A 17,480-nucleotide genomic window follows, 5' to 3' on the forward strand; every position below is an offset into this window, starting at 1 on the left:
AAGTGTGGGTAAAACCAATTGCCCGATTAAAAAGAAACAACCGGGAAGGCGCATTTCGCACCTCTACATACTAGAACAGAAGTGCGGGTTTGGCGGGAGAAGGGAAGATTTCAGGCGGGATTGTTACTGAGCGTCTTTTAAAATATCAGCCGTGCATTTCGCGCCAGTGGCGTGTTCGATAAATTCGCAAAGACTACGTGCAGCCACTACTTTATCCGTGAATATTTTTGACGTGTGAATACCGGTAAGGCTGGCGAAGCAGCTCAAATGGCTGAGCTTAATCAAGCGCATGGTAAGTTCTTCAACCTGCAAAATATTCAGTCGGTAAACGTATCCTTTATCTTTAAACTTATGCAAAAACAAAACGCCGGTAGACGAATTCCGGCGTTGGGTTAGATCGATTACATCCATCAAAACCTGAATTTCCGTATTTAATTATTATTGAGAACTTTGCTTTTATCGCTTTCCCAGCTGACCAGCACTGAGACTTCATTGGGTTGCGCGATGAATTTACTGAGTGTGGCGGTATGCCCGTCTTTCATCATGACCGACACCGCAACGCCGGTGATGCCATGATCCAGCGGGGTTTCTTCAACGCGTTGCAACATTTTCAGACACGTAAATTGCTGCTCGGGCGCAAGATGTTTGAACTGATCGGTGTGGTGTTTCTTCATATTGGCGTCCTTCCGTAAATCTGTCCGTCACGCATCAAAACCAGCTTATGGGTGCGTTTGTAATAAATCGCTGTGAAAACACCTTTGCGATAGACCTGAGCATCCGCGTTATCTTCATCAAGATATGCGGCAGTCCCTTCGATGTATCCTTGCTTATCAGCGGGAAAGATTTTGACATCAATCCCCTTAATGCGGGCATGCACAATTTTTTTGGTTGCCTGAGCATACTGTTTCGCCGAGTTTTCCATCGCCTGTTTGAGCGCAACGCTCTGAATGGCTGTCTGGCGGTTTTGTTCAGCCATGTAACAGGTGTCTTTTGAAATGCCTTGTGACTGACAGTCTGCCATTCTTGAGGCCTGGGTGGAGCAGCCTGCCAGAACGGTGAGGGCGGCAATGACTAAAAGTTTTTTCATTTTGTTTTACCTGGAGTGGAAAGTCGGGGGACAAGTCCCCCTGAATTTGTTACCAGCCGACGCTCACGCCAGCACCGTAGCCGAAGTTACTTTGTGAATCGTCGGAAACTGACATTTTCACGATAGTAGAACGGCTTGCATGGAATGAAGCACCGACGGAAATTGCATTCTCTGAATCGTAACCACCCACTCCTGCACCGACTGCGAACTGCTGAGATTCCTGCACCTGCGGAATATTGGCCTGAGCCATAGCAGAAGCAGAACCGGCAGCGGCTTCTTTCTTATTGCCATCAACCTCAGATTTCAGATCGTTGAATTTCTTGTTTGTGTAGTCATTTGCCTGACCCAGGGTTTGAGCATCTGCTACCGCACGGCTGTGGGATTCAGCCAAGATTTCGCCTTGCTGTTCCTTCTGTGTTTGTGCCAGGGTTTGAATCTGCTCCCCGTAATACACGCTCTCGATTTTTTGCTGCTTGGCGGCAATTGCAGACTTCTTCTCTGCAGCTTGCTGTTGTTGAGCAACTTTCTGTTCTGTTGCATGAGCCGATGCATCGATCTCCGCTTGTGTCTTGGCCTGCACCTGACGTTGGAACTTGTCGGACTGAACCATCTGCAACTGCTTGGCCGCACCTTCCGCAGTATCTTGTGCTGTTTTTGAATCGTTAGCAGCTTGTTCAGCTGTAACCTTCACTTCACCTAAAGCGGATTTATTTTGGTCGATTTCGTCTTGTTCAACATGAGAGGCTGCGAGCGCTGCGGCGGCATTCATGCGGGAATAGTGGTCTTGGGTAAGGTCGTTGCCTCTTGCACCTGTGTCGCCTTTATCTCCTTTATCGCCTTTGGCTCCATCTTTACCATCGGTTCCATCCCTACCGTTTGCACCTGTTTCACCTGTAGCTCCTTTTTCACCCGAGGTACCATTCGCGCCATTTTTACCATCAATACCGTTTTTGCCATCTTTCCCATTTTGACCGTCACGACCATCCTTACCGTTGATTCCGTCTCGTGGTGCGTTAGCAGCAGCGTACTTATCAGATGTGAGTTTTCTCTGCTCGATCATTTTTGATTCGCCAAGTGCAATCACCTGTTGATTATTTCGCTCGCGATTTGCTTGTACTAACAGATCACCCTGCGCAACGGTATTGTGATGGTTTAATGGCAGTGGCGGCAGAACATCTATGTGTCCGATGGTGCCCGCTGGGGCAATATTACGTGGTGCATACAGAGCTCGCAGACGTGCGGCTTCAATATCAGGGGGTGTGGCTGTTGCTGTCTGATGCGGTTGTGTACGACGAGAATAGTCATAACGATCTGAATGATTAATATCTTCGCGCGCTTGGCGGTTCACGCGATCAACTGCCGGATCATATCCTGGGCCTATAACGTCGCTCAGTGAGTTGTGATCTCCCTGTGCAACGGCAATGTCATATGCATCAGCACGATCAGGGCCTGACATATTCTTCCAGGTACCACGTGCAGCTTCAAAAGAGTTTGGATCCTTCGCGGCAGCGTGAACCAAACTGTCAAAGACCTGAATGTCTGTTGTTGCTTGGGCAGTATGCGGTATAGATACTGCCACCATACCTAGACTCGCCAAAGCAGCAGAAGCCAGCACTCTGCGAACAGTAGATGCTGATACGCCAAAATACCGTGCTAATTCCGTTTTATTAATTTTCCCTGCCGTGTAAGCAGTGATGATTTTTGCATTGCGTTCTGTAACCTGAGCGTTCATATGTTTTTTCCAGAAGTGAAATAAGTATCTGTTAGCGACAAATAAGAAGCGTTATCAGAACGCTATTCTTGTCTCTTTTCGAAAAGCATACATGCGGTGAATGTGACTTGCTTCACGCATTCACCAGTCGTTTGACTTATGTCAAGAAACGTAAACTTATAGCGCTACATGAAATTGTTTCACTTAGCGCGCTTATTTGTCGCTAGTGGACACAAATTGAGGTGGCTGGAATGTAAGGGACTAGGAATTTTCGTAGCGAATAGCGACAGAATGAAATCTCTATGGGATTCTTGTACAATATGCAGGGTTTTTTAGAAACTGGAGATAAGTGAATGGCAGATAACGCAAATGAGTTCCTGGACTATGTCCAGCGGCTGGGAATCGACCAACCGGCGTTGTGTATCCTGTTAGGACTGCCTCGCAGCACGTTAAATAAGTGGATCAACGGTACGGTGACGCAGATCCCGCAAGTGGCGGTTACTGCAGTCAGAATGCTTTGGTTCATGCGTAAGAGCGATGAAGCCTTATTTGAAAAGTGGGCGATGGTGCAGGATTTTGGTGTAACTGCCGACTATGCCGTCAACGATAAAGCTCAGGAATTTCTTCACACGATCAAACGTGAACCCAGCCCGGCGATTAAAAAATTATTGACCAAATAAAGGTGCTGGCAGGATGTTTTGCGGAGCCAAAAGAGCGATGAAAAAGGCGATTAACCTTCCGGGTTAGCCGCCTTTTTTGTCATTATGGGTCAGAACAACAGGGTGGCTTATTCAGACAACCACGTCGAAAATCATCTTAACCGGTTCGATATTGGTGAAGTTTGCTACGTCAGCAACAAAATCCTCCACATTCCCTTCCATGCCTTTAGCAAAGTCTTCCATTGAATTGCAGTAGATATGACAGGCGGCGACAAATGGTGTGTCAGCAGGAGCGTCCGCCTGAATTTTATCGATTGAGTAGGAATGACAAAACTCGCCCATGCGGCTTTTGATCAGCGGCAGATGCACGTCGCGATAGTAATCGTGATCAAAGTTGCCGTTTTCAATATTTGGATATAACACGCTGTATTTAATCAATTTTTCTGCAACCTTTTTCCCGTAGTAAAAAAACATTTTAGCGCACGAATAACAGATGCGCCGCGCGATTTGTGCCCGATGCTCTTTATCCGAAAAATCATCCGGCTGACCACATGTACTAAGCTTAAAAGATTGATACTTAATATGGGACACGCATGGGATTTTTAGGTTGGACAGCAGCAGTCGGAGGACTGCTATTGATTATGTCACTGGCGTCGGGGTGGATTTCCCGCGGTCCTGTGACGACTTTTGGTTTATATCTGGCGGCAGGCATTATCTGTGGCCCTTGGGTTTTGGACTTACTGCATGTCGATCTGGTGGCGTATTCCACGCTCACCGCGCGCTTTACTGAAATCGCGATGGCGGCTTCTCTCTTTATTACCGGTCTCAAGCTAAGGCTGCCTTTTCGCGCGCAAAGCTGGCGGGTTGGCGTGCTGCTGGCATTTCCAGCCATGTTGCTGACCGTCCTGTGCGTCGCCGCAATAGCACATTATATCACCGGGATTTCGTGGCCGCTGGCTCTGGCGCTGGGAGCAATTATTGCGCCTACCGATCCGGTTCTGGCGAGCATGATTGCGGTGAATGATGCCAATGACGATGACGGTTTGCGCGTCGCGCTTTCCAGCGAGGCAGGCATGAATGATGGCTCAGCGCTACCCATTCTGATGCTGGCGCTGATGCTGTTTACCGCGCACGAGGGGTTATCGTCAGAGGCGATCTGGCACTGGGCATGGCGTGATGTGGCCTGGGCATTACTCGGCGGAATAGCGATAGGTTATGCGATGGGCAAGCTGGTCGGGCTAAGTGCAACCCGTTTTCACAGCCGACAGCGTACGGTCGCGCCAAGCGATTTTCTGGCGCTGGCGCTGATAGCACTGAGTTATGCCGCCGCGCAAAGTCTCGATGCTTCTGGTTTTCTTGCGGCGTTCGCTGCCGGTGTCGGACTTCGCAGTGCAGAAGTTCGCGTTGTTTCCCAGCATCCGCCAGAGGATATGGAAGAAGGCTCACGGCCGCCACCGGCAGAAGGGATGGTCAATCCCCATCAGCGGCATTCCATGCAGGCCGAAATGCCGCGAAATTCTATCGGGCTGATGGTCGGTGATGCGCTCTCTTTTGGCGATACCATTGAGCGTATCTTTGCGGCGGGGATCGTTATGGTGCTCGGCATCACGCTTGCTGAGCACTGGGAACCGATGGGTCTGCTGATTGCGGCGCTGTTGTTTATTGTGATCCGCCCGCTGGCGGTATATATCACCACGTTGGGCGTGCATGTGCCGAAGGGCAGGCGGCTGATGATTGGCTGGTTTGGTATTCGCGGTATCGGCAGTATGAATTACATCGCTTACGCCTGGACTCACGGTTTACACGGGGCAGAAGCCAACTATATGACTAATATTGCCTTTACCGTGATTGTGACCAGCGTGGTGATACACGGGCTGACCGTTTCACCGGTTCTGAACTGGCGCAAAACCAGACAGGAAGCCGCGCGGGAAGAACGGGAAAAACAGCAGGAAAATGAGGCATAAAAACACGGACGCTCAGGGCGTCCGTGTTGCTGTCAGGCGACCTGTTTTTTGCTCAGGCTCAGCATGAACAATACGGCGGCACAAAGCACGACAGAAGGGCCTGCCGGTGTATCGTAAAACGCTGAGAAAGTCAGCCCCCCCGTCACGGCAATGATGCCAATTGCCACCGCCACCAGCGCCATCTGCTCCGGCGTTTTGGCAAAACGGCGTGCCGTTGCCGCAGGAATAATCAGCAGCGAGGTGATGATCAGCGCACCGACAAATTTCATTGCCAGACCTATCGTCAGCGCCGTGACCAGCATCAGGACAACGCGTGAGCGTTGCAGATTTACGCCGTCCACATGGGCCAGTTCAGGGCTGATGGTCATAGAAAGCAGGGCGCGCCATTGCCAGCACAATACCGCAATGACCACGGCCACGCCGATACCAATCATCCAGATATCGCTGTAGGTAACGGACAGCAAATCCCCGAATAAATAGGCCATCAGGTCAACGCGCACGCCAGACATCAGGCTGACCACAACCAGCCCGAGCGACAACGCGCTGTGCGCCATAATTCCCAGCAGCGTATCAACAGCCAGATGCGGTTTGCGTTCGAGCGCCACCAGCAGTACGGCCAGTAATAAGGTGACGGCGATGACGGTATAAAAAGGATTCACATTCAGCAGCAAACCAAACGCAACGCCCAGCAGGGAGGCGTGGGCCAGCGTATCGCCGAAATAAGACATCCGTCGCCAGACCACAAACGAACCCAACGGACCGGCAGCAATAGCCAGTAAAACACCGGCCAGCCAGCCCGGTAATAACAGCGCGATCATGCGTCACGACCTCCGGTATTGCGCAAAATTATCTTTCCCTTCAAATCGTGACGATGGTTGTGATTGTGACGATAAATCGCCAGTTGCTCTGCGCCGCGATTGCCAAACATAGCGATAAATTCCGGATGCGTGGACACCACTTCCGGTGAGCCGGAGCAGCAAATGTGCTGGTTCAGACACAGCACTTCGTCGGTTTTCGCCATCACCAGATGCAAATCATGGGACACCATCAGCACCGCACAACCCAGTTCGCAGCGCAGGCTGTCGATCAGGTTGTAAAGCGCCAGTTGTCCGTTGACGTCAACACCTTGTGTCGGTTCATCCAGCACCAGCAATTGCGGGCTGTTCATCAGCGCACGCGCCAGCAAAACACGCTGGTTTTCACCACCGGATAACTTTTGCATCGGTTGATCCAGCAGGTGCGCGGCCTGTACGCGTTTAAGCGCAGGCAGAATATCGCTTTTTTTCACGCCAGGTTTGAGGCGCATAAAGCGGCTGACGGTCAGCGGCATGGTGGGGTCAAGATGAATTTTTTGCGGCACGTAGCCGATACGTAAGCCCGGTTCACGGGTCATAACGCCTTCAGTGGGCGCAATGAGGCCAAGAACCACACGGACTAATGTCGATTTCCCCGCACCATTCGGGCCGAGAAGGGTCAGGATTTTCCCCGGTTGCAGGCTCAGCGAGATGTTGGACAGCACGCGTCGGGAACCGAAAGTCACTGAAATATTTTGGAGCGTAGCTAAAGTGGGCATGTCATTGGGTCTTGCAGAACAAATCGAATGTTATAATATTGCGTTTCGCGAAAAATAACCAGTTTTCCCCCAACACGAAGATGAGTTCACTCAGCATGATACAGAAAAAAAGCGTTAAACGGATGTTTCTTGCCGCCGCAATATTGAGTTCCTCTGCGGTTTTTAGCACGCAGGCCGCCGTTGTGACTTCCGTTCGTCCGCTGGGTTTTATTGCATCCGCCATCGCAGATGGGGTTATGCCGACTGAAGTATTACTGCCGGATGGCGCATCGCCGCATGATTTCGCCCTGCGTCCTTCTGATATTTCACGCATGCGCAGTGCTGATCTGGTGGTATGGGTGGGGCCGGAAATGGAAGCCTTCATGACCAAATCTGTCGCGCAGTTACCGCCAAACCGTCAGGTAGAAATCGCGGCGCTGCCAACCGTCAAACCGCTGCTGCTGAAAGGCAATGACGACGAACATGACCATGATCACGCCCATGAACATGACGATGATGACCACAAACACGGTGATTACAATATGCATGTCTGGCTGTCGCCGGAAATCGCCCGCCAGACCGCCATTGCCATTCATAACCAGCTCGTGCAGCTCGTTCCGCAAAAAAAGCAACAATTAGATGCAAATTTATCTCATTTTGAAGATGGATTGACAAAAGCTGACAAAAACCTTGGTAGTATTCTGCAACCTGTTCAGGGTAAGGGATATTTTGTTTTTCACGACGCCTATGGCTACTTTGAAAAACACTTCGGCCTTTCGCCGCTTGGTCACTTCACGATCAATCCCGAAATTCAACCCGGTGCACAGCGATTACATCTCATTCGAACACAGTTGGTTGAGCAAAAAGCGACCTGCGTTTTTGCTGAGCCACAATTCAGGCCGGCCGTCATAACGGCTGTTGCCCAGGGGACAAAAGTGCGTATGGGCACATTGGATCCGCTGGGGAGCAGCATTGCACTGGGTGCGGACAGCTATGTGAACTTCCTGTCACAGCTGACGAACCAGTACCTGAGCTGCCTGAAGTAAGCTAAAAGGACAGAATTTAAGTGCAGCTGATAGCCCGATCTATCGCTCTGGCGTATAGCAACCTTCCACGGCCCCACCGCATTATGCTGGGGTCTCTTACCGTCGTCACACTGGCTGTGGCCGTATGGAAACCGTTAGCTTATCACCCGGACAATGACCTCTCTGATACCCGACCGCTGGTTAAAAATATCACGCTTGATAACCAGCAATTGCGATCCTTGCTTCCCGAAGCCAGCGAACCTATTGATCAAACACCTCCTGCTGACGATGATATTCCACAGGATGATCTTGATGACAAGACGACCAATGAAGCCGGCGTCCACGAATATGTCGTTTCTACTGGCGATACCCTCAGCAGCATTTTGAATCAGTACGGCATTGATATGTCGGAAATTGCTTCCCTTTCAGATGCTAACCGTGATTTACGCAATCTGAAAGTCGGCCAGCAGATTTCCTGGACACTCAATGACGCCGGTGATTTACAGCGTCTGACCTGGGAAAAATCGCGCCGCGAAACCTACACCTTTGACCGTTCCGGCAATACTTTTAAATCCTCTCTGGAAACCCTGAAAGGGGAATGGAAAGACTCGGTCATTAAAGGTTCGCTGAACGGAAGTTTTGTCACCAGCGCCCGTGCCGCAGGGCTGAGCAGTGGTGAAGTGAGTGCCGTTATCAAAGCGCTGCAATGGCAGCTCGATTTCCGGAAATTACAGAAAGGCGATGATTTCGCGGTTCTGATGTCACACGAAGTGCTGGATGGCAAAAACGAGCAGAGCGAATTACAGGCCGTGCGTATGCGCACCGGCGGTAAAGATTATTACGCGGTTCGCGCTGAGGACGGTAAATTTTACGACCGCTCAGGCAGCGGGCTGGCGAAAGGCTTCCTGCGTTTCCCGACCGGAAAACAATACCGCGTTTCTTCCAACTTTAATCCGCGTCGTCTGAACCCGGTTACCGGGCGTATTGCGCCGCACCGTGGCGTCGATTTCGCGGTGCCTGTTGGCACGCCGGTTCTGGCTGTCGGCGACGGCGAAGTGGTTGTTGCCAAGAACGGCGGGGCGGCGGGTAACTATGTGGCTATCCGCCACGGTCGTCAGTACATGACCCGTTATATGCATCTGCGCAAAATTCTGGTCAAACCTGGTCAGAAAATTAAGCGCGGTGACCGTATTGCGCTTTCCGGTAATACCGGTCGTTCCACCGGCCCGCATCTGCATTTCGAAATGTGGATCAACCAGCTGGCTGTGAATCCGCTGACCGCTAAATTGCCGCGTACCGAAGGGCTGACAGGTAAAGATCGCAGTACTTATCTGGCCACCGTTCGTCAGGTTGTTCCTCAGTTGAAGCTGGACTGATCGCTTAGGTTTTAATGATTAGCCGCCGTGATTTATTGCAAAATAACTCACGGCACTTATCATTAAGCCAGAATTTGATATAAGAGCCTGAGCATGCAGCCAGAAAAAGAAAAACGATCCACCGTAGAATTTATCCCGCAGTTTCAGAAAGCCTTCTACCATCCGCGTTACTGGGGCGTCTGGCTGGGCGTCGGGGCGATGGCCGGAATGGCGTACCTGCCCGCGAAAGTCCGCGACCCGATTTTAGGCAGCCTTGGCCGTCTTGCCGGAAAGTTTGCCAAAGGTGCGCGCCGCCGTGCGCAAATCAATCTGCTGTATTGTCTGCCGGAAACACCGGAAGCCGAGCGCGAACACATCATTGATGAAATGTTTGCGACCGCGCCGCAGTCGATGGTGATGATGGCCGAACTGGCAATCCGTGATCCGAAAAAAATCATGCAACGCGTGCACTGGCATGGCAAAGAAATTGTCGATGAGATGCAGGCGAAAGGCCAGAATGTCATTTTTCTGGTGCCACATGGCTGGGCCGTGGATATTCCGGCAATGCTGATGGCCGCAGGCGGACAGCCGATGGCGGCTATGTTCCACAATCAGAAAAACCCGCTAACCGACTATCTGTGGAATACCGTGCGCCGTCGTTTTGGTGGCCGTATGCACGCGCGTAATGACGGCATCAAACCTTTCATTAGTTCCGTGCGTCAGGGGTACTGGGGTTATTATCTCCCGGATCAGGATCACGGTGCAGAACACAGCGAGTTCGTGGATTTCTTTGCGACCTACAAGGCGACATTGCCCGCAGTGGGCCGTCTGATGAAAGTCTGCCGTGCTTCCATTGTCCCGTTATTCCCGGTATACAACGGCCATGAACAGCGTCTGGATATTTACGTCCGACCGCCGATGGACGATCTGGCCGCTGCGGATGATAACTACATTGCACGCCGGATGAATGAGGAGGTGGAAATTCTGGTCGGGCCGAATCCTGAACAGTACACCTGGATCCTCAAACTGCTCAAAACCCGTAAGCCGGGTGAACCTGAGCCCTATTCGCGCAAAGAACTGTATCCGAAAAAATAACAGTCTGGATTTGAAAAAGCTGAGGCTCACACCTCAGCTTTTTTTTATGTTTTTTTGAGCGAATGTCTCAGAAATGCGGCGATCAGAGATGTCCCGGCTACGCCCGCGATAAGACCTGCGAGCATGAAAATGCCGTTACCCCGTGCAAAATAAAGCTGCTTAGTGATTTCGATCCCGCCCGCAAACACCACGATGGTCATCAGCCCCAGCGCCGCCGCAACGGTGCCTTTTCCTGTCGGACTGGAAAACAGTGTCAGACGATACAAGCCCGCATTCGCCAGTCCAGTTCCCAGCGCATAGAGACTCAGCCCGCCAGTTATCCAGTACCAGGCATGCGTCATAAACAGTGCCGCGTATGCACTGACCGAAAGACCCAGAACAATTGGCACAATGCCGAGCCAGACGGGGGTTCGGATATTCACTTTACCGCTGATTTTACTTAGGGTGATGTTACCGATAATCAGCCCGGTGAATACCGGCACCTGTAATCCGCCATATTGTAATGGCGTCATACCGGCATCCTGAATAAGCAAAACGGGCGACTGTGCCACCCACGCCAGCAGTGGCAGGGTAATCATCCCGATGGCGAGTGAACCCATGACCACGCCTTTATTGGTGAATACTTCACGGTAATCGGCCAGCAGCCTGAGCATCGAAAAGCGGCCATCTCGACCTGAAGCGGTTTCCGGCATACTGCGCCACAGACCCCAGAACGCCAGAGCGGAGATGAATGAAAACAGCGCAAACATGGCTTTCCAGGGCGCGTAATGAATGAACGCCGCGCCCGCCAGAGGCCCGAGCAGCGGGGCGATCAGCGTGATGTTTGCCATCAGCGCCATCAGTTTGACGCTCAGGGTTTCGCTGAAGGCTTCCTGAATCGCGGCATAACCCACGGCACCGATAAAGCACAGGCTCATCCCTTGTAAAAAACGCATCAGAATAAACTGTTCGATACTTTGGGTGAAAATGGTCAGCAGGCAGGTGATCGTGAAAAAGGCGACGCCTGCCAGTAATACCGGCCTGCGTCCAAGGCGGTCGGAAAGCGGGCCAAGTAGCCATTGCAGCAATATTCCGCCACACAAATAGGCGGTCAGTGAGGTTGAAACCCAGTCAGCGCTGGCGTTGAAATCACTGATTACCTGCAACATACCCGGCTGGATCATATCGTGGGCGACATAGGTGGCGAATTCGAATAACACCAGCGACAGCGGGAACAGCCACTCGCGGAAATTCATCCGTGAGGCGGGTTCAGTAACTGACGACATAACATTAACTCTCCGGTACTTAAAATCGAAAAAGCGCGGCCTGTGAAAGCCGCGCAACTATTGATCTCACTAAACTCATCAAACTAAATTTATCGCACTAAATTCATCACTTTAAAGTTTTGCTCAGTAGCGGTTTGCGTACGCCGCAATCGGGTTTTCCAGCGTACCGGCGAATTTCAGGTTCTGTGCCGGATCTGACAGGTTGATCATCTGCTGGTTATTCGCCAGTTGCAGACGGTTCAGGCATGAGTGCGTGAACTGCGCACCAAACATGTCATAGCGTGCAAATTTCCCGGCCAGTTCCGGATACTGAATCTGATAATCGCGCACCACGTCTGCCACCACCTGCCAAAACTGACCGGCCGGATAATTGCCGTTCTCTTCCAGAATGCGGGCGATAAAGCGGAACACGCCAGCGAAGACGTCGGTGAAGATCGACAAAATTTTCAGATCTTCCGGCACATCCACCGCCAGGCGTTTGGCTTTCTCCGGCAGGTCAGCGTCCGGGTTCATCACTGCGATTTCTTCCGCGATATCCTTCATGAAAGCGTTAACCGGAATATTATTTTCAAAACGCAGGATCAGGTTTTCGCCATGCGGCATGAACACCAGATCGTACTGATAGAAACAGTGCAGCAGCGGGCTGAGGTAGGCGTGCATATAGCGTTTCAGCCAGTCACTGGTCGCCAGGCCTGAGGATTTAATCATCTCGACAATCAGCGCATCGCCATATTTGTCGGTGTGCAGCAGGGCGGCCATGGTCATCAGTCGCTGATTAGGCTGCAACTGCGCCACCGGGTTTTCGCGCCACAGGGCCGCAAACATTTTCTTGTACGCGCTGTCGCCTTTTATCGCCTCCTCAAAGTAATGGTTGTGGTAACCCAGGGACGCGACCTCCTGCAAAATTTTAAAACCGGTGGATTGAAGATAAGAATCGTTTTCCACCAGTTCGGCTAGCCATTCGTTGATGCCCGGCGTGGTCGCCATGTAGTAAGGCGAAAGTCCTCGCATAAAGCCCATATTCAGAATCGACAGGGCCGTTTTAACGTAGCGCGCTTTCGGACGGCTGGCGTTGTAGAAGGTACGGATCGATTGCTGCGCCAGATAATTATCCTCACCTTCACCGAGATAAATCAGGAACTGACGGGCGATATCCGGGGCAAAAACGGTCAGCAATTTGTTTTGCCACTGCCACGGATGTACCGGCATGAAATAGTAGTTTTTCGGACTGACACCAATATCGACAAGCTTCTGCGTAAAGGTACAAATCTGCGCATCGCCGAGTTCTTCGGCGATCAGTTTTTCATACGGCAAACCCTTCACGCTGGCGAAATGCGCTTTGTCGTGGTGAACCGCGACCCAGACCAGCTGCAACGGATTCGCCGCTTCCGGCGCGTAACGGACATAATCACCGGCATCAAAACCGATACGTCCATTGTTGGCGATAAAACTCGGATGGCCTTCGGTCATGCTGGTTTCAACGGTCTGGAAATCGGCTTCAGACAGTTGTTTCGCTGTGGTGTGGTTGTTCACCAGTTTGTAGGCGCTGCTGTAAAGCGTGCTGCTGATTTCTTCCAGATAGGTCGGCAGCATGGCTTGTGAAATGCCAATTTGCTCAGCGAATTCAATAATGAATTTCACGGCATCCAGCGGCTGCGGACTGAGATTATCCAGCCGCTGAATGGTGTTGAGATCAATCATCCAGTCATTCAGGGGCAACTGGCGTGCGCGGAAACGGTATTCAATTTCTGAGGCCGGTACTGCCAGCTGATAATCGGTCCAGGTGCTGGCGGTTTTCAATGCCTGCGGCGTGAGCAGGCGTTCGTGCGTCAGCTCCGACAGACATTTACGCAGCAGCAGGGCATTGGCTTTGGCCCAGACTTCAGGTTGCAGATGCTGACCGGTTTGCATAGCAGATGGCGTCATATTATTTATTTCCTTCTGGCTGGCCTGAATAAAATCCTCACGCTGGCAAAATGCCAGCCATGCCGTTTTGTGTGTCAGCTGAATTTGTTTCTGATAACGGAAACCCGCGCGCTTATTGAGCTTGTGGATCTTGTCGTTGCGCACATCCGGCTCGACTACCACGCGTCTGACGTCCGGCTGGCTGAACAGGTATTCCATGACTGCGGAAAACACCTGCCAGCTGAAACCGGTGACAGGTTTGTCGGCGGGAGAAAGCAGGATATGCATGCCCACATCGCCGGGCTGAACGTCGTAATGTTCACGCAACGGGTCGTCCTGAACCGGATAGCACTCGATCAGGAATTGCGGCTGGCCGCTGATTTCACCCATCAGCGCAGCGCGCGGGTTACTTGCTGTCAGGTCGCGGTAAAACGCATCAACCTCTGCGACCGTGCTGTTTTGCATTCCCCAGAAATGTGCGTAAGGCTGTGTCATCCAGCCATGCAAAGTGGCAGCATCTTTTTCTAATGCCAGCGGACGGAAAGACAGTTTTCCTGCGGCACGCGGGCAGGAAAAGACGGAATTTGGAATAGCATCGGACATCGGTAAATTCTCCGTTAGTTTCCGGCAAGGCTGCGGGCGCAGAAGGTCTGGAAGGCGATAGATTTCTCTACCGGATAAATTTCGCGTCCCAGCATCTCGCGGATAATCGTGCTGTTGCGGTAGCACGCCATTCCGAGATCCGGTGTGACAAAACCGTGGGTATGCAGCTCGGCGTTTTGCACGAAAATCTGATTATGGGCATCGATACTGTAATTACGGTTGACGGCGTAACGACCGGCATCGTCCCACTGAATACGGTTGTAAATGCCCTCGACAAACTGCGGCGGCTGATAGCCGTAGCCGGTGGCGAGGATCACGGATCCCGTCCGGTGCCGGTATTCCTGCTGCTGTTCGTGGTGCATCAGGCTCATCTCCAGTTCACCATTAGGGTTGCGGGTCAGCGCCGTCAGTTCTGAGTGGGTGTATAAATCGACATTCAGTGGCCCGTCGAGGCGTTTGACATACATCAGGTCGTAGATGTCGTTGATCAGACTGATGTTAATGCCTTTGTACAGACACTTCTGATCGCGGTTGAGCTGATCACGTTTGGCCATCGGCAAGTCATGGAAATAGTCGATGTATTCCGGCGACGTCATTTCCAGTGTCAGTTTGCTGTATTCCAGCGGGTAGAAACGCGGTGCGCGCGTCACCCACGTCAGATGGTAATCGTGCCTGTCGATATCGCAGAGCAGGTCATAGTAAATTTCCGCTGCGCTCTGACCGCTGCCGACGACGGTGACGGATTTTGAATTCTGAACCTGTTCTTTGTTTGGAAGATACGCCGAAGAGTGATGCACGTTGTTGCCCGCATCACGCGCACAGGCGGGCATCCACGGCGACGGGCCGGTACCCAGCACCAGGCGTCTTGTGCGGTAAAGCTGTTTCTCGTTGCTTTTGGTCGAGCGCGCCTGAACCAGATAACATTCCTGCGCAGCATCCCAGGTCACCAGATCCACACGCGTGGAAAATTGCAGGTTGCTCAGCTGGCTGCATGCCCACTGACAATACTGATTGAACTCTTTGCGCATCATGAAGAAATCTTCACGAATGTAGAATGAGTAGAGTTTCCCCTGCAACTTCAGGTAATTCAGAAAACTGTAAGGGCTGGTTGGATCGGCGAGTGTCACCAGATCGGCCATAAACGGCGTCTGCAAATGCGCGCTTTCCAGCATCATCCCGGTGTGCCAGTCAAAGCTGTCATTCTGGTCTAAAAACAGACCGTTCAGCTCTTTCACCGGTTCAGTCAGACAGGCCAGGCCGAGGTTGAACGGGCCGATGCCCACGGCGATAAAATCATAGGTTTGTTCGGTTGAATTCATATTCATGGTGCGGCTCCATTTACCGGTTTTTCGCGGCGCTCAGCGCAGTGGCGGTCAGTTCTTTGCCGTAATGCGTGATCAGGCTGAGCACATCAGCCACGTCTTCTCTGGTGGTGGTCGGGTTGAGTAAGGTGAATTTCAGATACTGGCGCTGATGCACTTTGGTGCCCGCAATCACGGCGCTGCCGTCGCGGAAAATCGCTTTGCGGATCCCGGCATTAATGGCGTCAATTTGCTCGGGGCTCATGGACATACGCGGAACAAAACGGAACACCAGCGTGCTCAGTTCGGGCTTATGCAACACTTCAATATTCGGATTTTGTTCCATCATCTGATGGGTTTCGGTGGCGCGCTCAAGCAGCACATCAAAGGATTCCCCCAGCGCCTGCTGGCCCATAATGCGCAACGTCAGCCACATTTTCAGGGCGTCAAAACGTTTGGTGGTCTGGATGCTTTTGTTGACCAGGTTCGGCGTGCCTTCCAGTTTTGCGCTCAGCGGGTTCAGATATTCGGCATGGTGAGTGACGTGCTCCAGATGGCTGTGATCGTTAACCAGGAACGCGCTGCAACTGACCGGCTGGAAGAAGGATTTGTGATAATCGACGGTGACGGAATCCGCGAGATGAATGCCTTCAATGCGCTGGCGATGCTGCGCAGACACCAGCAGTCCGCAGCCGTAAGCGGCGTCGGCGTGCATCCAGATTTTTTCTTTGCGGCAGATTTCTGCGATTTCATTAAGCGGATCGATACTGCCAAAGTCGGTGGTGCCAGCAGTCGCCACCACAGCGATTGGGATTAGCCCCTCAGCATGGCAACGCTCGATTTCGGCTTTCAGGGCGCTGATGTCCATACGGAATGCGCTGTCACAGGCGACCGGTACTACGGCGTCATAACCCAGGCCGAGCAGGGCAGCGGATTTCTGAATGCTGAAATGACTGACCTGAGAACTGAAGATTCGCCAGCGGTTGGCTTCCGGCGGCAGCCCCTGATATTTGATGCTGTGTTGCGCACGGGTACGTTTGCAGTGACTGTCACGGGCCAGCAGCATGGCCATCAGGTTGGACTGCGTGCCGCCGCTGGTGAAAATGCCGTCAGATTGTGCACCGAAACCGATGCGGGCCAGGGTCCAGTCGATAACCTTCTGCTCGATTAATGTCCCCCCTGCGCTCTGATCCCAGGTATCAACCGAGGAGTTAATGGCGCTGATAAAAAGCTCAGCCAGCTGAGACGGAACAACGGTAGGACAGTTCAGATGCGCGAGGTATTTCGGATGGTGGAAATAGACAGCGTGTTGCAGATATAAATCATCCAGTTCTTCCAGCGCCAGCCGCGTTCCGGCTAAAGGTTTAGTCAGGTCAATGTGACGAAATTGTTCAGCTAATTCAGCCGGAGAAACACCCGAAAAAGGTTTTTCCGTGTGGTTAATGTGGGATTTAATTAATTCAATCCCTTGCTCAATTTGTGCCTGCCATTCCGGTGTGCTGTTCTGATTAAAAACATACGCGTTATTTCCGCTTATTTTCGCCTGAATGTTCGTGAGGTCTTCAGCGCTTCCCTGCATTATTTCCCAATTATTTATCTGGCTCATCATGGACCCTTTCTGGTTTTCCCTTCTCTTTACTGCGGGCGAGGGGAGGCCGCCCGGTAAAAGTCAGGATATTTCAGTGAACGTGTGTATTAGCAGGCAGGGCTAAAGGCCACGCCTGTCAGATGTGTGGTTTTATATGTCTTCTTAAATCAAATAATAAGAATGATGTCTTGTTTGATTTCCTTAGTGCGGACTTATACAAGGTTTTAACGATTGGGAATCATTATAAATGCAAATCATTATCATTCAACTACGGCATTGAACATTTGCGGATTAGTGGCAACTAAGCTTATTTAATGTGACGTGGATCACATTTTTAAGGTGATTTACTCTCAAAAAACATTATTCAAAT

At 51.6% G+C, this 17,480-nt stretch carries 16 protein-coding genes; 5 read left to right on the forward strand and 11 right to left on the reverse strand.

What is annotated here, in order from left to right:
* Positions 1-123: 123 nt before the first annotated feature.
* From D5398_RS19900 to D5398_RS25790, 4 genes are read right to left on the reverse strand one after another with little or no spacing between them, the layout of a single operon-like run.
* Positions 124-411, reverse strand: a complete 288-nt coding sequence (locus D5398_RS19900) for a hypothetical protein (RefSeq protein WP_120509179.1) — start codon at positions 409-411, stop codon at positions 124-126.
* Positions 412-431: 20 nt separating this feature from the next.
* A complete protein-coding gene (locus D5398_RS19905; RefSeq protein WP_120509180.1) occupies positions 432-674 on the reverse strand; it encodes a hypothetical protein in 243 nt (80 codons plus the stop codon).
* Positions 671-1,087, reverse strand: coding sequence for a hypothetical protein (locus tag D5398_RS19910; protein ID WP_120509181.1), 417 nt, complete (start codon positions 1,085-1,087; stop codon positions 671-673). Before D5398_RS19910 ends, D5398_RS19905 begins: the two co-directional genes overlap by 4 nt.
* Before the next feature lie 49 nt (positions 1,088-1,136).
* A complete protein-coding gene (locus D5398_RS25790; RefSeq protein ID WP_279635014.1) occupies positions 1,137-2,819 on the reverse strand; it encodes a YadA-like family protein in 1,683 nt (560 codons plus the stop codon).
* A 332-nt stretch (positions 2,820-3,151) separates the two neighbouring features.
* On the opposite strand from D5398_RS25790, the gene D5398_RS19920 reads away from it, so the two are divergent.
* Positions 3,152-3,478 (forward strand): hypothetical protein, encoded by a 327-nt coding sequence (locus tag D5398_RS19920; protein WP_120509182.1) that lies wholly within the window; start codon positions 3,152-3,154, stop codon positions 3,476-3,478.
* A 111-nt stretch (positions 3,479-3,589) separates the two neighbouring features.
* On the opposite strand, the gene D5398_RS19925 is transcribed toward D5398_RS19920, so the two are convergent.
* Entirely contained in the window at positions 3,590-3,895 is a 306-nt protein-coding gene (locus D5398_RS19925) for an EthD family reductase (protein ID WP_120509217.1), read from the reverse strand.
* A gap of 155 nt (positions 3,896-4,050) precedes the next feature.
* Here D5398_RS19925 and D5398_RS19930 point away from each other — a divergent pair, with 155 nt between their 5' ends.
* Positions 4,051-5,421: a cation:proton antiporter gene (locus tag D5398_RS19930; RefSeq protein WP_120509183.1), complete on the forward strand. Its 1,371-nt coding sequence runs from the start codon at positions 4,051-4,053 to the stop codon at positions 5,419-5,421.
* A 32-nt stretch (positions 5,422-5,453) separates the two neighbouring features.
* Here the strand turns inward: D5398_RS19930 and znuB are convergent, their stop codons facing one another.
* On the reverse strand, positions 5,454-6,239 hold the full coding sequence (znuB, locus tag D5398_RS19935) for a zinc ABC transporter permease subunit ZnuB (RefSeq protein ID WP_120509184.1): 786 nt from the start codon (positions 6,237-6,239) through the stop codon (positions 5,454-5,456).
* Entirely contained in the window at positions 6,236-6,994 is a 759-nt protein-coding gene (gene znuC, locus D5398_RS19940; RefSeq protein WP_120162828.1) for a zinc ABC transporter ATP-binding protein ZnuC, read from the reverse strand. Before znuC ends, znuB begins: the two co-directional genes overlap by 4 nt.
* A 95-nt stretch (positions 6,995-7,089) precedes the next feature.
* Here znuC and znuA point away from each other — a divergent pair, with 95 nt between their 5' ends.
* The 3 genes from znuA (at position 7,090) to lpxM (ending at position 10,448) form a co-directional block, all read left to right on the forward strand.
* Positions 7,090-8,019, forward strand: a complete 930-nt coding sequence (gene znuA, locus D5398_RS19945; protein ID WP_120509185.1) for a zinc ABC transporter substrate-binding protein ZnuA — start codon at positions 7,090-7,092, stop codon at positions 8,017-8,019.
* Positions 8,020-8,039: 20 nt separating this feature from the next.
* Complete coding sequence (mepM, locus tag D5398_RS19950; RefSeq protein ID WP_120509186.1) at positions 8,040-9,374, forward strand: murein DD-endopeptidase MepM; 1,335 nt, start codon at positions 8,040-8,042, stop codon at positions 9,372-9,374.
* Between the two features lie 93 nt (positions 9,375-9,467).
* Entirely contained in the window at positions 9,468-10,448 is a 981-nt protein-coding gene (lpxM, locus tag D5398_RS19955) for a lauroyl-Kdo(2)-lipid IV(A) myristoyltransferase (RefSeq protein WP_120509187.1), read from the forward strand.
* A 44-nt stretch (positions 10,449-10,492) separates the two neighbouring features.
* Here the strand turns inward: lpxM and D5398_RS19960 are convergent, their stop codons facing one another.
* The 4 genes from D5398_RS19960 to D5398_RS19975 all read right to left on the reverse strand — a co-directional run bounded on the left by D5398_RS19960 (position 10,493) and on the right by D5398_RS19975 (position 17,128).
* Positions 10,493-11,713 (reverse strand): MFS transporter, encoded by a 1,221-nt coding sequence (locus D5398_RS19960; protein WP_120509188.1) that lies wholly within the window; start codon positions 11,711-11,713, stop codon positions 10,493-10,495.
* Between the two features lie 123 nt (positions 11,714-11,836).
* Entirely contained in the window at positions 11,837-14,221 is a 2,385-nt protein-coding gene (locus tag D5398_RS19965) for a GNAT family N-acetyltransferase (RefSeq protein ID WP_120509189.1), read from the reverse strand.
* A 14-nt stretch (positions 14,222-14,235) separates the two neighbouring features.
* Entirely contained in the window at positions 14,236-15,540 is a 1,305-nt protein-coding gene (locus D5398_RS19970; RefSeq protein ID WP_208646029.1) for a lysine N(6)-hydroxylase/L-ornithine N(5)-oxygenase family protein, read from the reverse strand.
* A 19-nt stretch (positions 15,541-15,559) separates the two neighbouring features.
* Entirely contained in the window at positions 15,560-17,128 is a 1,569-nt protein-coding gene (locus D5398_RS19975; RefSeq protein WP_120509218.1) for a pyridoxal phosphate-dependent decarboxylase family protein, read from the reverse strand.
* Positions 17,129-17,480 lie beyond the last annotated feature (352 nt).

The organism is Rahnella bruchi, from assembly GCF_003614975.1.
In the GTDB taxonomy this organism is placed as follows: domain Bacteria; phylum Pseudomonadota; class Gammaproteobacteria; order Enterobacterales; family Enterobacteriaceae; genus Rahnella; species Rahnella bruchi.

Excerpts from the sequence above, each read along its gene's own strand:
- D5398_RS19905 (WP_120509180.1), bottom strand. The coding sequence starts at position 674 with ATGAAGAAACACCACACCGATCAGTTCAAACATCTTGCGCCCGAGCAG.
- D5398_RS25790 (WP_279635014.1), bottom strand. The coding sequence starts at position 2,819 with ATGAACGCTCAGGTTACAGAACGCAATGCAAAAATCATCACTGCTTAC.
- D5398_RS19975 (WP_120509218.1), bottom strand. The coding sequence starts at position 17,128 with ATGAGCCAGATAAATAATTGGGAAATAATGCAGGGAAGCGCTGAAGAC.
- D5398_RS19960 (WP_120509188.1), bottom strand. The coding sequence starts at position 11,713 with ATGTCGTCAGTTACTGAACCCGCCTCACGGATGAATTTCCGCGAGTGG.
- D5398_RS19930 (WP_120509183.1), top strand. The coding sequence starts at position 4,051 with ATGGGATTTTTAGGTTGGACAGCAGCAGTCGGAGGACTGCTATTGATT.
- znuB (WP_120509184.1), bottom strand. The coding sequence starts at position 6,239 with ATGATCGCGCTGTTATTACCGGGCTGGCTGGCCGGTGTTTTACTGGCT.
- D5398_RS19900 (WP_120509179.1), bottom strand. The coding sequence starts at position 411 with ATGGATGTAATCGATCTAACCCAACGCCGGAATTCGTCTACCGGCGTT.
- D5398_RS19910 (WP_120509181.1), bottom strand. The coding sequence starts at position 1,087 with ATGAAAAAACTTTTAGTCATTGCCGCCCTCACCGTTCTGGCAGGCTGC.
- lpxM (WP_120509187.1), top strand. The coding sequence starts at position 9,468 with ATGCAGCCAGAAAAAGAAAAACGATCCACCGTAGAATTTATCCCGCAG.
- D5398_RS19965 (WP_120509189.1), bottom strand. The coding sequence starts at position 14,221 with ATGTCCGATGCTATTCCAAATTCCGTCTTTTCCTGCCCGCGTGCCGCA.
- znuC (WP_120162828.1), bottom strand. The coding sequence starts at position 6,994 with ATGCCCACTTTAGCTACGCTCCAAAATATTTCAGTGACTTTCGGTTCC.
- znuA (WP_120509185.1), top strand. The coding sequence starts at position 7,090 with ATGATACAGAAAAAAAGCGTTAAACGGATGTTTCTTGCCGCCGCAATA.
- D5398_RS19970 (WP_208646029.1), bottom strand. The coding sequence starts at position 15,540 with ATGAATTCAACCGAACAAACCTATGATTTTATCGCCGTGGGCATCGGC.
- D5398_RS19920 (WP_120509182.1), top strand. The coding sequence starts at position 3,152 with ATGGCAGATAACGCAAATGAGTTCCTGGACTATGTCCAGCGGCTGGGA.